General features: G+C 73.8%; 11 protein-coding genes. 3 read left to right on the top strand and 8 right to left on the bottom strand.

Going from position 1 to position 14,201, the window contains the following annotated elements; translation table 11 throughout:
* The first annotated feature begins 48 nt into the window (after window positions 1-48).
* Complete coding sequence (locus tag ACWGKT_RS03600; RefSeq protein ID WP_453272298.1) at window positions 49-693, top strand: TetR/AcrR family transcriptional regulator; 645 nt, start codon at window positions 49-51, stop codon at window positions 691-693.
* Here the strand turns inward: ACWGKT_RS03600 and ACWGKT_RS03595 are convergent.
* The 3 genes from ACWGKT_RS03595 to ACWGKT_RS03585 form a co-directional block, all read right to left on the bottom strand.
* Window positions 670-1,686: an ADP-ribosylglycohydrolase family protein gene (locus ACWGKT_RS03595; protein WP_453272297.1), complete on the bottom strand. Its 1,017-nt coding sequence runs from the start codon at window positions 1,684-1,686 to the stop codon at window positions 670-672. The two genes, ACWGKT_RS03600 and ACWGKT_RS03595, sit on opposite strands and share 24 nt — an antisense overlap.
* 93 nt (window positions 1,687-1,779) lie before the next feature.
* Window positions 1,780-2,760 carry a UDP-glucose 4-epimerase GalE gene (gene galE, locus ACWGKT_RS03590; RefSeq protein ID WP_453272296.1) on the bottom strand — a complete coding sequence of 327 codons (981 nt, stop codon included), beginning with the start codon at window positions 2,758-2,760 and terminating at the stop codon, window positions 1,780-1,782.
* A gap of 72 nt (window positions 2,761-2,832) precedes the next feature.
* On the bottom strand, window positions 2,833-4,149 hold the full coding sequence (locus ACWGKT_RS03585) for a glycosyltransferase 87 family protein (RefSeq protein WP_453272295.1): 1,317 nt from the start codon (window positions 4,147-4,149) through the stop codon (window positions 2,833-2,835).
* A gap of 106 nt (window positions 4,150-4,255) precedes the next feature.
* Here ACWGKT_RS03585 and ACWGKT_RS03580 point away from each other — a divergent pair, with 106 nt between their 5' ends.
* Window positions 4,256-5,881: a glycosyltransferase family 39 protein gene (locus tag ACWGKT_RS03580; RefSeq protein WP_453272294.1), complete on the top strand. Its 1,626-nt coding sequence runs from the start codon at window positions 4,256-4,258 to the stop codon at window positions 5,879-5,881.
* Here the strand turns inward: ACWGKT_RS03580 and ACWGKT_RS03575 are convergent.
* The gene (locus tag ACWGKT_RS03575; RefSeq protein ID WP_453272293.1) at window positions 5,829-6,359 is read right to left on the bottom strand and encodes a MarR family winged helix-turn-helix transcriptional regulator; all 531 of its coding nucleotides are present in this window, start codon (window positions 6,357-6,359) and stop codon (window positions 5,829-5,831) included. The two genes, ACWGKT_RS03580 and ACWGKT_RS03575, sit on opposite strands and share 53 nt — an antisense overlap.
* Before the next feature lie 129 nt (window positions 6,360-6,488).
* Here ACWGKT_RS03575 and ACWGKT_RS03570 point away from each other — a divergent pair, with 129 nt between their 5' ends.
* Window positions 6,489-6,902, top strand: a complete 414-nt coding sequence (locus ACWGKT_RS03570) for an organic hydroperoxide resistance protein (RefSeq protein ID WP_356142690.1) — start codon at window positions 6,489-6,491, stop codon at window positions 6,900-6,902.
* A gap of 24 nt (window positions 6,903-6,926) precedes the next feature.
* On the opposite strand, the gene ACWGKT_RS03565 is transcribed toward ACWGKT_RS03570, so the two are convergent.
* From ACWGKT_RS03565 to ACWGKT_RS03550, 4 genes are all read right to left on the bottom strand, one after another.
* Window positions 6,927-8,366, bottom strand: coding sequence for a hypothetical protein (locus ACWGKT_RS03565; protein ID WP_453272292.1), 1,440 nt, complete (start codon window positions 8,364-8,366; stop codon window positions 6,927-6,929).
* A 118-nt stretch (window positions 8,367-8,484) separates the two neighbouring features.
* Window positions 8,485-9,759 carry a hypothetical protein gene (locus ACWGKT_RS03560; protein ID WP_356142694.1) on the bottom strand — a complete coding sequence of 425 codons (1,275 nt, stop codon included), beginning with the start codon at window positions 9,757-9,759 and terminating at the stop codon, window positions 8,485-8,487.
* Window positions 9,759-11,981: a bifunctional glycosyltransferase/CDP-glycerol:glycerophosphate glycerophosphotransferase gene (locus tag ACWGKT_RS03555; protein ID WP_453272291.1), complete on the bottom strand. Its 2,223-nt coding sequence runs from the start codon at window positions 11,979-11,981 to the stop codon at window positions 9,759-9,761. Before ACWGKT_RS03555 ends, ACWGKT_RS03560 begins: the two co-directional genes overlap by 1 nt.
* 6 nt (window positions 11,982-11,987) lie before the next feature.
* Window positions 11,988-14,189 (bottom strand): bifunctional glycosyltransferase/CDP-glycerol:glycerophosphate glycerophosphotransferase, encoded by a 2,202-nt coding sequence (locus ACWGKT_RS03550; protein ID WP_453272290.1) that lies wholly within the window; start codon window positions 14,187-14,189, stop codon window positions 11,988-11,990.
* Window positions 14,190-14,201: the final 12 nt, after the last annotated feature.

The following is a 14,201-nucleotide window of genomic DNA, read 5'->3' as shown; positions in this document are numbered from 1 at the left end:
TGGCGTCGGAACGCAACCGTTTCGTCGTAACGCCCCTATGCTGTCCGTATGACGACCAACGCCGACGAGCCCCAGACGCGCCCGCGCCGACGGGCTCCCGCCGGGGCCGCCGTGCTCCGGGAGGACGTGACCGAGGCCATCCGGGCCGCCGTCTTCGAGGAGCTCGCGTCCGTCGGGTACGCGCGGATGTCCATCGAGGGCATCGCGCGCCGCGCGGGGGTCGGCAAGACGGCCGTCTACCGCCGGTGGAAGTCCAAGCTGCACCTGGTCCTCGACGTCGTCTCGGCCCTCGCGGTCCTGGGCCTGCCCGTCCCGGACACGGGCTCCCTGGAGAGCGACCTCCGCCTGCTGTACGAGGTGACGTCCCGCGCCCTGCGCCACCCCGTCGCCTCGCAGATCATCCCGGACCTCCAAGCCGAGGCGGCCCGCAATCCCGAGATCGCCGAGGCCATGCAGAAGGCATTGCGAGACGGCCAGGAAGGCGTCGCCATCAAGATCATCGCGGCGGCCGAGCGGCGCGGTGAACTCCGCCACGGCGTCGACGACGAACTCGCCCTCGACCTGATCTCCGGCCCCCTCTACTGGCGCTCGGTCGTCATCCGCAGCCCCAAGCTCCCCAAGGGCTACCTGGAGGCACTGACCCGGGCCACCGCCGAGGCCCTGAAGGCGCTACCCGGATCCCCGGACGTCTGAGAGCCCACCCGGGGAGGAGTCCCCGGCCAGTCGGCGCGCCAGCCCCGCCAATTCCTCCGCCCGCAGCACCCGGTCACCGAACCCCGGCAGCGGCACGTGCAGCGCGTCCACCCAGCGCTCCGGCACGGCGTCGACGCCGTACACGGCACCGGCGAGCCCGCCGGTGACGGCCGCCACGGTGTCGGTGTCGCCGCCCAGGTCGACGGCCGCGCGGACGGCCCCCTCGTAGGTGGAGGTGGTCCGCAGCGCCCAGACGGCGGAGCCGAGGCAGGGCCAGACGGCGCCGTTGAACTCGGTGGCCAGATCCGGATGCCAGTCGGGGGCCAGGACGACGGCGTACCGCTCCCGGTGGTCGGCGTGCACCGCCTCCAGGGCGTCCGGTACGGCGGCGAGCGGGTCGGCGCCGTCCAGGGCGACCCGGACCAGTTCGTGGAACACCGCCGTCCCCTCCCACGCCGCCCGGTCCCCGTGCGTGAGCGCGGCGATGCGGCGGGCGGCGTCCATGGTGCCCTCCCGGCCCAGGTCCGCGAACCGCACGGCCGAGGGCGCGGCCCGCATCAGCGCCCCGTTCCCCGCGCCCCGCTGGCTGGCCTGGAAGTGCAGCGCGGCGGCCAGGTTCCAGGGGTCGCCGCTGCCCAGCACCGCCTCGGTCTGCAGACCGATGTCCTTCGGGTCGGCCGCCGCCCACCGCTGGAAGCGCCGGAACACGTCCGGCAGGTCCAGCCCGCCGCGCTCCAGCAGCGACTGGGCGACCAGCACGGCCATCTGCGTGTCGTCGGTCGCCTCGCCCGGATCCCAGCCGCCGCCCCCGCACATCTCCCCGCCCTGGCCGGGCTCCGGGAAGCGTGCGGAGAAGGCACCCTCGGGCCCGAACTCGAAGGGCGCGCCGAGGGCGTCACCGACGGCGGAGCCGATGACGGCGCCGAGGGCGCGCTCCATACGGGAAGGGCCGATGGCGCGCTCCATGCGGGAAGGGCGGTGCGGACCGGTCATCCGGGCAGCCTATGAGGACGAGCGGCGCCCCCCGCCGGCTCCCCGCCCGGTCCCGCCGCCGATGCCGGTGTCGCCGCCGGGAAGCCGCGTTCCTCAGGAGCGGGCCGCCTCCGGGTGGAGGCGCACCCAGCCCTCCCAGGCCGACGTGATCATGTCCTGGACGTCGTGCTTGGCCTTCCAGCCGAGTTCGATGGCGATGCGATCGGCGGAGGCGACGACGCGGGCGGGGTCGCCGGGGCGTCGGGGGGTGACGGTCGGGGGACGGTCGTAGCCGGTGACGGCGTTGATGAGGTTGATCATCTCGCGCACCGAGACGCCCTCGCCCCGGCCGATGTTGAGCGTCAGTCCGAGGCCGGGCGAGGATTGGAGGGCGCGGGCCGTGGCCACGTGCGCGTCGGCCAGGTCCACCACGTGGATGTAGTCGCGTACGCAGGTGCCGTCCGGGGTCGCGTAGTCGTCGCCGAAGATGCGCGGTGGCGCGTTCTCCGTGAGCTTCTCGAAGGCCATGGGGACGAGGTTGTGGACGCCCACGTCCGCCAGGTCCGGACGCGCCGCGCCCGCCACGTTGAAGTACCGCAGCGAGGCCGTGGCCAGGCCCGTCGCCCGGCCGGTGGCCCGGACCAGCCACTCGCCCGCCAGCTTCGTCTCGCCGTACGGCGACATCGGCGCGCACGGCGTCTCCTCCGTCACCAGTTCGACGTCCGGCATGCCGTACACGGCGGCGGACGAGGAGAAGACGAATGAGGGCACCTCCGCCGCCGTCACCGCCGCCAGCAGGACGCGCAGGCCCTCCACGTTCTCGCGGTAGTAGAGCAGCGGACGGACCATCGACTCACCCACCTGCTTCTTCGCCGCCAGGTGCACGACGCCGGTCACGGCGTGCTCGGCGAGGGTGCGGGCGAGCAGCTCGCCGTCCAGCGTCGAGCCCATCACCAGGGGGACCCCGTCCGGCACGCGATCGCCGAGGCCGCTGGACAGGTCGTCGTACACCACGGCCTGTTCGCCGGCCTCGGTCATCGCCCGTACGACGTGCGCCCCGATGTAACCGGCGCCGCCGGTGATCAGCCAGGTCATGTGCGGCCGTCCCCTCAGTACGTTCGGTCCACTTCCAGTGAAGCAGGCGGCTTCCGGTCGAGCAGGCGGCGATCAGCGGGGGAGGGCGGCGCCTACCTGCGGGGCGGCCACCTGCGGGGCGCCCACCTGCGGGGCGCGGGAGGGGGCGGCCGCGCCGGGGCGGGGTTCCATGAGCGGCACGGGCCGCGTGGCCACGGGCCGCGTCGAGCGCCACAGCCGGGTGAAGGACAGGACGGCGGCGGTCGCCAGCAGGCCGTTGCGGGTGAGCATCAGCAGGCAGCCCGTCCAGGTGCAGCCCACGACCTCGCCGTACAGCCCGGGGTAGGCGACCGCGCTGATCGCCGTGGCCGCCACCACCAGCGCGGCGACCGTGCGCTGGGTGGTGCGCCGCGAGGTCAGGCACACGGCGGCCAGGCCGAGCAACCAGATCATGTACTGGGGGCTGATGACCCGGCTGGTGACGGTGAACAGCAGCACCGCGCAGAACGCGGCGTCGTACGGCGTCGCCTCGCTCCAGCGCCGCGCCCGCACCCGCCACAGCAGCAGGAGCGCGCAGGCGGCCGCCGTGAGCGCGAGGGAGGCGGTCGCGACGGCGGAGACGTACGGGCCGACGAGTTCCATCGCGCCGTACTGGTAGCGCACGCTTCCCCGCCAACCGGCGTGGCGCGCCAGGCTCAGCGCCGTACCGCCCAGGGACTCGATCTGCACGCCTCGGCCGCCCTGCTGTCGCAGGAAGGCCAGAGGATTGTTGAACAATGCCGCGAAGATCCCCAGCGAGGCCGCCCCGGCCGTGGTCGCCCATGTCCACGCCGACCGGGTCTCCCGCCCCTTCGGCGTCCCCAGCAGCACCAGCGCCGGCCACACCTTCACCAGGGCGCCCAGCGCCGCGAACGCCCCGCACGCGCGCGTGGAGCGCGTCATCGTCAACAGGGAGATGACGGCGAGCGCGGTGACCTCCACGTCGTACCGGGCGAGTGGGATGTGCAGCAGCAGCGGCAGACAGCCGGTCCACAGCGTCGCGCCGAGCAGGCTGCGGCCCGGCCGCGTGCCCGCGCGGACGAGCGCGGCCGTGATCAGCGCGTCGGTGGCGAGCGTCAGGGCCACGAACGCCTGGAAGTACGTGAGTCCCGGCAGCAGCCCCGGCGCGAGCAGCACCGCGCCCGCGCCCGGCGGATACTGCCACAGCGTGTCGTGCGCCGGAAAGGTGCCGTGCGACAGGACGCCGTACCAGTGGTAGTACAACCGCCACACTTCACGCGCGACCGCTCCCTTGCCGAGGGACGGCTCGTTGTTGTGGGCGAGGAGCCACAGCATCAGGGCGCGGGAGGTGAGCCAGAGGAAGGCGAGGGACACGAGGGGCACGAGGGGGAACTGACGGCGATTCATCATTCAGGAGCGTAAGCCGCCCGGATGGTGTATACGTGCTGATATGCCGTCAATACCCGGCAAAGGTTGGCTAATCGCAAAAGATCAGGCCGTGGTGAACATCGGGCCCATGCTGAAACCGCCGCTGAGAGCGCCGTCGAGGCCGCCTGCGCGGACGCCGCTGAGACCGTCGACGAGCCCTGTCCGTCGTCGTGCGACGGCCGCCGCCGTCGCCGTCCCGGCGGCCGTGCTGTTCGTCCTCGGGCTGTGGGGGCTGGACCGCGGCGGCATGTGGCGCGACGAGGCCGTCACCTTCCAGGTGGCGCGGCGCACGGTGCCGGAGATCTGGCGGCTGCTGCACGGCGTGGACGCGGTGCACGGCCTGTACTACGTGCTCATGCACGTCCTCCTCGTCCCCCACCCCGGCGAGGTCCTGCTCCGGCTCCCCTCGGTGTGCGCGGCGGCGGTGACCGCGGGCCTGGTCGGCGCGCTCGGCGCCCGGCTCGTGCGGCCGCGCGTCGGACTGTGGGCCGGGCTGCTGTACGCGGTCACGCCGATGGCCGGTCACTACGCGCAGGAGGGCCGCTCGTACGCCCTGGTCGCGGCCGGCGCGACGGGGGCGACCCTGCTGCTCGTCCGGGCCGTCGCGGCCGGCGGCCGGCTCTGGTGGACGTACGGCACGGTCCTCGGTGTCACCTGCTGGTTGCACGAACTCGCGGTGCTGCTCCTCGTCGCCCACGCGGCCACGCTGTCGCTCGCGCGGGTGAGCGGGCGGGTGTGGCGGGGGTGGGGGCGCGCGGCGGTCGTCGTGGTGTTGACGCTGCTGCCGATGGTGGCCGTCTCGCACGCCCAGTCGGCACAGGTCGCCTGGCTCAGAGCGCCGACGCCGGAGCGCGCGGAGGGACTGCTGCGGGCGTTCCTGGGGCCGACACCCGGGGTGTACTGGACCTGCCTGGCGTTCGCCGTGGTGGGGACGACCCGTCTGGTGGGGCGGCGCGGAGAGGTGACGTGCGCGGGGGTGGCGCTGCCGTTGGCGGTGCTGCCGCCGGTGGTGCTGATGCTCGTCTCGCAGCTCTCGCCGCTGTACGTCGACCGGTACGTGCTGTACGCGCTCGCCGGGGCGCCGCTGTTGGTGGCCGTCGGGGCGGACCGGGTGGCGGTGGCGCTGCGCCGTCTGCTGCCGTCCCCGCACCTCACCCTCGCCGGAGTCGTCGCGATCGCCCTCGCGCTCGGCCACCAACTGCCCCTCCTGCGCCAGGACCGCCTCGCCGGTCACCGTCCCGACGACCTGGGTGCCGTCGCCGCGGTCGCCGGGCGGCAACTGCGGCCCGGTGACCCGGTGTTGTTCCTGCCCTCGCACGCGCGGAACACGGCGCTGACCTATCCGGCGGGGTTCCGCGGGACGCGGGACGTGGCGCTGGCCGTGGGAGCGTCGGCGTCGGGGACCCTGTACGGCACCGAGGTCGGCCCGGACGCCCTGCGGCGCAGGCTCGCCGGGCTGGACCGGGTGTGGGTGATCGCCGAGCGGTACATGGTGAACGGGGCCGAACCGCCGCGCAGCCCCACCGAGCGGCTCAAACTGACCGTGCTGAACCAGGAGTTCGCGCTCGCCGAGGAGACGGTGCGCAACCGGTCGACGGTACGGCTCTACGTCCGCCGCGCGCTCGCCGCCGACAACCCGCTCGCCGCCCGCGGCCTGCTCGCTACGCGCAGCCCGGTGTCTCCTGCAGCGCGGCCGCGTCCAGAGCGGTGGTGAGTTCGTCGAGCCGCTGGCGCAGCGCGTCGATCTCGTCGAGTGCGAACCCGGTCGAGGCGACGATCCGCCGTGGCACCTGAACCGCCCGCTCGCGCAGCGCCGCACCCTCCTCGGTCAGCCGGACGTCGACCGACCGCTCGTCGCGGGTGCTGCGCTCCCGCCGCACCAGACCGGCCGCCTCCAGCCGCTTGACCAGCGGCGACAGCGTGCCGGAGTCCAGACGCAGATGCTCGCCGAGCTTCTTGACGGGCTGGTCGCCGTGTTCCCAGAGCACCAGCATCACCAGGTACTGCGGGTAGGTGAGCCCGAGGTCCTTGAGGACCACGCGGTAGACGCCGTTGAAGGCACGGGACGCGGCGTGCAGGGAGAAGCAGATCTGGTGGTCCAGGCGGAGCCAGTCCTCTTCGGCGGCCGGAGCGGGGGCGGCGGGAGCAAGGACGGCCGGAGTCGGCGTGGTGGGAGTCGGCGTGGCGGTCATGGCTCCAAGAGTAGCCCCGCGAGGCAGTTAGTTGTGTGCAATTGAATTGTGTGCTCTACTTGTGGTTGTGAGGGCGGCCGGACCGGGCCGCCGGAACGTGAACCTCAGTCTTGAGAGGGATGGATTTCCATGGACGCGCTCTACACCGCTGTCGCCACTGCCACCCACGGCCGTGAGGGCCGCGCCGTCTCCTCCGACGGCAAGATCGACCTCGCCCTCGGCCTGCCGGTGGAGATGGGCGGCAACGGCCAGGGCACCAACCCGGAGCAGCTCTTCGCCGCCGGTTACGCCGCGTGCTTCGGCAGCGCCCTGGGCCTCGTCGGCCGCGCGGCCAAGGTGAACGTCAGCGACGCCGCCGTCACCGCCGAGGTCGGCATCGGCAAGCAGGGCGAGGGCTTCGGCCTGAAGGTGACCCTGCGCGTCGAGCTGCCCGACACCGTGGACGAGGCGACCGGCCGCGAGCTGGTCGAGCAGGCCCACCAGGTCTGCCCGTACTCCAACGCCACGCGCGGCAACATCGAGGTCAACCTCGTCATCGAGTAACACCCGCCCTCGGGCGACGCCCGGTCACCGACCGGTACCGGGCCCCTGAACGACCCGTGCCAGCACTTCCCCCGTCCGCCGGCTCCAGGACACCACCACCGCCTCCTCGGGCACCTTGCGCCGGCGCGTGAGCAGCAGCCAGCGCACCTGGTGGCGGCGGACGTACGCGAGGCGCTCGGCACGGGTCGCACCCGGTGAGAGATAGTCGCCCGGGTCGGCGAGAGCGGCGCCGTACCCCGGGAGGCTCCGGGCGGCGTGGGGATCGTCGGTGATCACCACGTCGCCCGCTCTCACGTGCACCGCCGCCCAGTCGTACGACGGCCAGCGCGGCGGCTGTGCGAAGCCGACCGGGTCCAGCGAGCGCGGCACCACCGCGCCGGCGTGCACGGTGAGGAAACCGAGGCAGGTCCCGCCCGCCGCCGCCCAGCCCAGCGCCCGCCGCCACACCGGCCAGGGCCGTGCCGCCGCCAGCTCCACCGCGAGCGCACACTGCGGCGCCGCCAGCGCGAGCCCGAGCAGCCCGCCGAACCGGCCGTACACCAGCACCGGCCACTCCAGCGCGCACATCACCACGAGCGGATCCCGCCACCCGCCCCGCCGCGCCCGCAGCCACAGCGCCGGTACGCCGAGCAGCCCCAGCCAGCACTGCCCGGGCAGCCCGCTGTCGATGCCCCGGGCGAGGGCGCTCGTGCCGGAATACGGGCGATACCAGGCCACCAGCGCCGCCACCGCGCAGGTCAGCGCCCACCGCCCGCCCACCGCGGCGCACCGGCCGCGCTGCCAGCCCACCACGAGGGCCACCGCGCCGAGCGCCGCACCCAGCCCGACCACCGGGTCGACCAGGGCGACGACGCCGTACAGCACCCCGAGCGCCGCGAACCCCGAGAAACTGCGCAGCCCGCTCGGCCCCACGTACCGCACCGGCCGTACGTCGCGAGCCCGCGCCCCCGTCAGGGCCCAGGCCCCGAGCGCGAGGCCGGTCGCGAAGGTGGACGGATAGGCGAGGTTGCCGGTCATCGGCAGCAGGGCCAGATGGGCGCCGCCCGCCGTCGGTTCGGTGCCCCACAGCAGGGTCAGGAAGGTCAGCGCGAGCACCGGCGCCCACGGGCGGGGCGTCAGGACGCGGACGAAACGGCCGAGGCCCGTCAGCAGCACCAGCAGGTTCAGCGGGCCGAAGACCCGGAGCACCTCCCAGCCCGTCAGCCCCGTCAGCCGGGCGAACGCGGTCTGCGCGAGCACGTACGGCGAGTGGAAGCCGGTGTCCGGCAGGCCCGCCCGCAGCCGCTCCACCACCCCCGCGTGCTGCCCGGCGTCGCAGCACGGCGGCACCCTCCAGTAGGCCAGGGTCATCAGCAGCCAGAACAGGAAGCCGAAGACCTGGTACGGGGTGGGGCGCCAGACGCGGCCGCCGCGCAGGGCGGTCGCTCCGCGCGCGGCACGCCGGGTCAGGACACCGGAGGTCACCGGACGGCCGGGACGGCAGGGAAGGGAGGGAAGGGAGGGAAGGGAGGGATGGGAGAGGAGGGGACGAGGCGGGACATCCCCAGATCCTTCCCGCCCTGACCGGCGGCTTTGCCTCCGCTCACCTCAACGAGTGAGCGTGCCGCTCGCCGTGCCCCTGCGCGGGCAGCGGCAGCGTCCGGCGCACGAACGGCTCCAGCAGCAGCGGCAGCCCGACCACGGGGAGCAGCCAGGCCGGCACGATCAGCCGGTCGCCCCAGATGGCGATGTCGGGGTGCCCGGCCTGGGTCAGGATCCCGGTGAACGCGGCCGCCGCCAGGAAGCAGCCGAACGCGGGCCGCCGCAGCGCGCCCCAGACGCCGGCCGCCAGCGCGACCGGGAACAGCGGCTGCCCCAGCTGCCGCCGTGCCCACTCCCGCCAGAAGTTGCCCTCCAGCTGCAGCAGCTCCGGCCACGGACGCGCGCGGTCGGGCCGGGCGTAGTGGTTCGTCAGCAGGTCCTGGAGGCTCTCGGACTCGGACGGGTAGTGCAGCAGCCGCGCCAGCAGCAGCGTCCCCAGGGCGGCACAGCAGGCCACGGCGGCGATCGCGGGGACCCCGCGGCCTACGGCCCGCCCTCGCCGTCGGCGCCGGACGGCGACCGCCGCCCCCGCCACGGCCAGGCACAGCCCGAGGAACAGCGACTGCGAGTGCTTGACCGCGAACAGCGCCAGGAGCGAGGTGCCGACCAGCGCCGTACCGGCCCGGGGACGGCGGTTCAGGGCCAGCGCGCAGCCCCACACCGCCGCCAGGGTCAGCGCCAGCATCAGGCCCTCCGTCATCGGACGCATGGCGGTCGCCCCGCACGGCAGCACGTAGAACAGGGCCTGGCCGGTCAGCGCGAAGGGCATCGACACGGACAGGGTGCGCAGGATCAGGAAGGCGAGCACCCCGCCCGCGACGGTGACGAGGACACTCGCCAGCCACACGCCCCAGGTCACGCCCAGCACCGTCACGAACGGCACCAGGAACACCGGATAGCCGGGCCGCACCTCGAAGATCCGCTTCAGCCGCGGCGACACGAACGGCACGATGTGCCCCTCGGTCTGTCCGGCCCGCAGCCGCCGGTCCACCCGCTGCCACTCGTCGTCCCGGCACTCGCTCTCCACCTGCCGGGTGGGGTCCGGCCGGTGGAAGCGGACCACGTCCACGCTCTGGGTCCGCCGGGCGAGGGAGGCTTGGCCCGCGCAGACCCAGTCGATGGTCGCGGCGGCCGCCGCCCGCTTGTCCTCGCCGGCCAGGCTCAGCGCGTACGAGACGTAGTTCTTGGAGTCGGGGGTGTCCCGGCCGGTGACCGTGGCGAACTGGAGCAGCGCGAAGACGGCGGCCAGGACCAGGACCCAGGTGCGCGCCCGCATCACGAGGAGGTCAGCACGTCGCGGCCGGTGACCGGGGAGGGCACCTCGGCGGCGGGCGAGGACGGGCGCGGCATCGACTCGCCCAGCATCAGGGTCCGTACGACCCGCTCGGCGGCCCGTCCGTCGTCGAACTCGCAGAACCGCTCCCGGAACGCGGCGCGCAGCCGCGCCGACTCCTCGTCCCGCCAGCTCCCGGAGGCGAACAGCCACGCCAACTCCCGCTGCGAGCGCGACACATGGCCCGGCGCCTCGGCCGTGACGTCGAGATAGGCGCCCCGGCTCGCCGTGTACGCCGCCCAGTCGTCGGCGTGGACGACGATCGGCCGGTCGAGGTTGGCGTAGTCGAACATCAGGGCCGAGTAGTCGGTGACCAGGACGTCGGAGGCGAGCATCACCTCCTCGACGTGCGGCTCGTCCGTCGCGTCCACCAGCACACCGCGCCGGTGCAGTTCGGCGAGGCCCAGCCCGCGCGCGGGACCCGTCACGAGCGCGGGGTGCAGACGGACGACGAGGGTGTGGCCCGCGCCCAGGTCCGCGGCGAACCGGGCCAGGTCCACGCGCTCCACATGGCCGCCGCGGTGGTAGTCGCGGCGGGTCGGCGCGTACAGAACGACCCGGTGGTCCTCCGGAATGCCGTAGCGGAAGCGGAACTGGCACCCGGCGTCCTGCGGCGGGTCGACCAGCGCGTCGTTGCGCGGGCTGCCGGTGCGCGCCGAGGTGAAGTGGCACGGGTAGGCCCGCTCCCAGGCCAGCTCGGAGTGGCGGTTGGCGACCAGGCTGTAGTCCCAGCGGTCGGCACGGCGCAGCATCTGCGGTACGTCGAAGCCGTACCGGGCGCCGGGCTTGTCCAGCAGGTCGGCACCCATGTACTTGACCGGGGTGCCCTGGTGGGTGTGGATGTGCACGCTGCCCGGCCGCTTGACCAGGCCGCCGGGCCAGTTGACGTTGTTGACGAAGAACGTCGCCCGCGCGGTGAGCCGGTGGTACGCCGCGGAGCCGAGGAGCACGTGCTCGACGCCCGGCGGCAGCTGCTCGGCCTGTTCCCGGTCCCGGACCACCCACACGCCCCGGATGTGCGGCGCGATCTCCCGCGCCTTGCGGTAGACGGCCGCGGGATCGCCGAGCACGCCCCGGTGCGAGAACGCCGAGTACACGGCGAGTTCGGGGTCGAGGGGGCGCAGGCCGTGCAGCCCGGACCAGCCCCGCCCGAGCCGCCCGCCCACGGCGCCGCGGGCCTGGAGCCCCCGCCGCCCGAGCTCCCGGCCGACCCGCCCGGCCTGCCGTCGCGCCCGGTACACCGCGTACGGCCCTTCCAGCAGGGCCACTTCTCCGTCGACCAGGGCGTCCTCGGGCTTGTGCCGGCGGAACAGCTCCACCGTCCGCCGGAAGAACTCGGCCTTGTCGCCGGGCGGCAGCCGGTCCGGCTTGGCGAGGATGTCGAGGCAGTGCTCGCCCATCTTGCGGTGCAGATAGGGCCGCCACTTCCACAGCTCGGCACGGGAGTCGACGAACGCGAAGACCCGCTCGTACTGGGCGTGCACGTCGAAGTGCTTGCGGCTGGTGGTGGACAGGATGTTGCCCTGGCGGCGCTGCCGGTAGTTCAGGCAGATCCGGTCCAGGGCCGCGATCCGCCCGGCGCTGAGCAGCACCGGGAACGTCCAGGGGGTGTCCTCGTAGTAGCCGGGCGGGAAGCGGAACCCGTTCTCCTCGACGAAGTCGCGCCGGTAGACCTTGTTCCACACCACCATCAGCAGGTCGAGGATCTCCGGATGGTCGGCCGCGGTGAAGGTGCCGTCGCCCGCCTCGGCCAGCACATGGGCGAGGACGTTGCGACGCGTCCCGCCCCACCAGTAGGTGCGCGCGTAGTCGAAGACCAGCACGTCCGGGTCGCCGGCCTCGTCCAGGCGGTCGGCGATCGCGCGCAGCGCGCCGGGCGTGAGGGTGTCGTCGCTGTCCAGGAAGAAGAGGAAGTCGCCGGTGGCCTTGGGGAGTCCGGCGTTGCGGGCGCGGCCGAGGCCCACGTTCTCCGGCAGGTGCAGCACCTTCACGCGCGGGTCGCGGGCCGCGTACTCGTCGAGGATCGCGGCGCAGCCGTCCGGCGAGCAGTCGTTCACGGCGATCAGCTCGATGTCGTGGAAGCACTGCTCCAGGACCGAGTCGAGGCATTCGCGCAGGAAGCCCTGCACCTTGTAACAGGGGACGATGACGCTGAAGCGGGGCACGGCGGGTCAGCTCCTGACGAGGGTCGCGGCGGCGGGGGCGGGGATGCGCTCCGCGAGCGGGATCACGGGCGGGATCGCCTCCGGCGGCTCGCCGAGCAGCACCCGCCGTACGACGCGCTCGGCGGCCCGCCCGTCGTCGAACGGGCAGAACCGCTCCCGGAACGCGGCCCGCAGCGCCCTGGACTCCGGCCCCCGGTACGAGCCGTCGTGGAAGACGCGCGCCAGCTCCCCGGGCGTGCGGGCCACCGGGCCCGGCGGCTCGGCCATGAGGTCGAAGTAGACGCCCCGCGTCTCCCGGTAGACCTCCCAGTCGTCGGCGTACACGACGATCGGCCGGTCCAGGTTGGCGTAGTCGAACATGATCGACGAGTAGTCGGTGACCAGCGCGTCCGCGGCCAGGCACACGTCCTCGGAGGAGCGGTGCCCGGTGACGTCGATGATCCGGCCGCTGTGGCGGCCCGGACCCCGGTCGTAGAAGTAGTGGGCGCGCAGCAGTACGACCACGTCCTCGCCGGCCGCCTCGCAGAAGGCCTCCAGGTCGAGGCCGGTCTCGAAGCCGGTGTGGTGGTCGCGGTGGGTGGGCGCGTACAGGACGGCGGTGCTGCCCTCCGGGACGCCGAGTTCGCGCCGGATCCGGGCGACGTCGTCCGCGGTCGCCGAGTAGAAGACGTCGTTGCGCGGATAGCCGTACTCCAGCGCCTCGTACGAGCCGGGGAAGGCGCGCTCCCACATCTGGGTGGAGTGGCGGTTGGAGGAGAGGTTGAAGTCCCAGCGGTCGACCCGGCCGAGCAGCTTGGCGAAACTGCCGGTCTGGGCGGCCACCACCGGGTACGTCGACTGGTCCACGCCCATCTTCTTCAGCGGGGTGCCGTGCTGGGTCTGCAGATGGACGCTGCCCGGCCGCTTGACCACGCCCTCGGCGAAGTTGGCGTTGTTGATCAGGTACTTCGCGCGGGCCAGCACCTCCCAGTAGCGGCGGCTGCCGATCACCACGTGGTCGACGTCCCGCGGCATCGTGTGCGCCTGGTCGGCCTCGACCAGGAACACCGAGCGGATGTGCGGGGCGAGTTCACGGGCCTTGGCGTGGATCGCGGCCGGACTGCAGGCGTAGCCGCGACCCCAGTACGCGCAGTACACGGCGAGCCGCGGGTCGAGGGGGCGGCGCAGCTGACCGCGGTAGAGCAGCCGCGTGCGCAGCATGCGGGGACGCGGCAGGCGCTCGACCGCCTTCGCCGCCACCTGGTTGGCGCCCCGCAGCGCGCGGAACGCCGTGTACGCCCCCGCCGCCAACAGTCGGTGCTGTACGCCCACGCTCCCGTCCGGCACCCGGAAGCCGGCCGGGCGGTGGTGGCGGTAGAGACGGCGGGCGCTGCGGAAGAAGGCCCGGTGCCCGGAGGGCAGTCGCTCGGGGCGGGAGGCGGTCTTCAGGACGACCGCGAACAGCTGCTCGAACAGCGGCCGCGACCGCTCCGCGTCGAGCCCTTGTTCGGCGGCCCGGGTCAGTACCAGGTCCACTTGGTCGAGGAGTTGGTGCTGGTGCGCGCCCGGCAGGTTGAGCCTGCTGCCCTGGCGCCGCAGCCGGTGGCGGACGAGCACCGAGCCGAGGACGGCGATCCGCTCGGCGGCGATCGTGGTCAGCCCGCCCCAGCCGAGGTCCGTGAAGTGTCCTTCGGGGAAGGTGATGTGCTGTGCGGCGACGAAGGAGCGGCGGTAGGCGGCGCTCCACGCCGGGAGCGGGACGCCGGTCAGCCGCGGCGCCCGGGCCGGGGGGAACGCGCCCTTCGGCGCCCCGGCCAGCAGGGGTGCCGCGGGGTTGGTGGGCTCGCCCTCCCACCACGGCGTCCGCTCGTGCTCGAAGTAGAGCACGTCGACGTCGCCGGTCCCGGCGAGCCGGGCGTCGAGGGCCGCGAGCGCCCCGGGCAGCAGCAGGTCGTCGCCGTCGAGGAACAGCAGATACGCGCCGGTCGCCGCCCGCATCCCGGTGTTGCGCGCCCCACCCGGCCCGGCGGAGGGCGGCGAGTACACGACGGTCACCCGGGAGTCCCGCTCGGCACGGCCGGCGACGACGTCCGCGGCCGGTGAGTCCGGCGCGTCGCAGACCGGGATCAGCTCCAGGTCGCCGAAGGACTGCGCGAGGACCGAGTCCAGCGCCTGGGACAGCCGGCCGGCGACCCCATGGGACGGGACGATGATGCTGAAGCGGGGCATTCTGCTCTTTCT

This window comes from Streptomyces sp. NPDC054794 (genome assembly GCF_053611585.1).
Note: the sequence above shows the minus strand (reverse complement) of the source record. Positions and strands in the feature narration are given on the sequence as shown.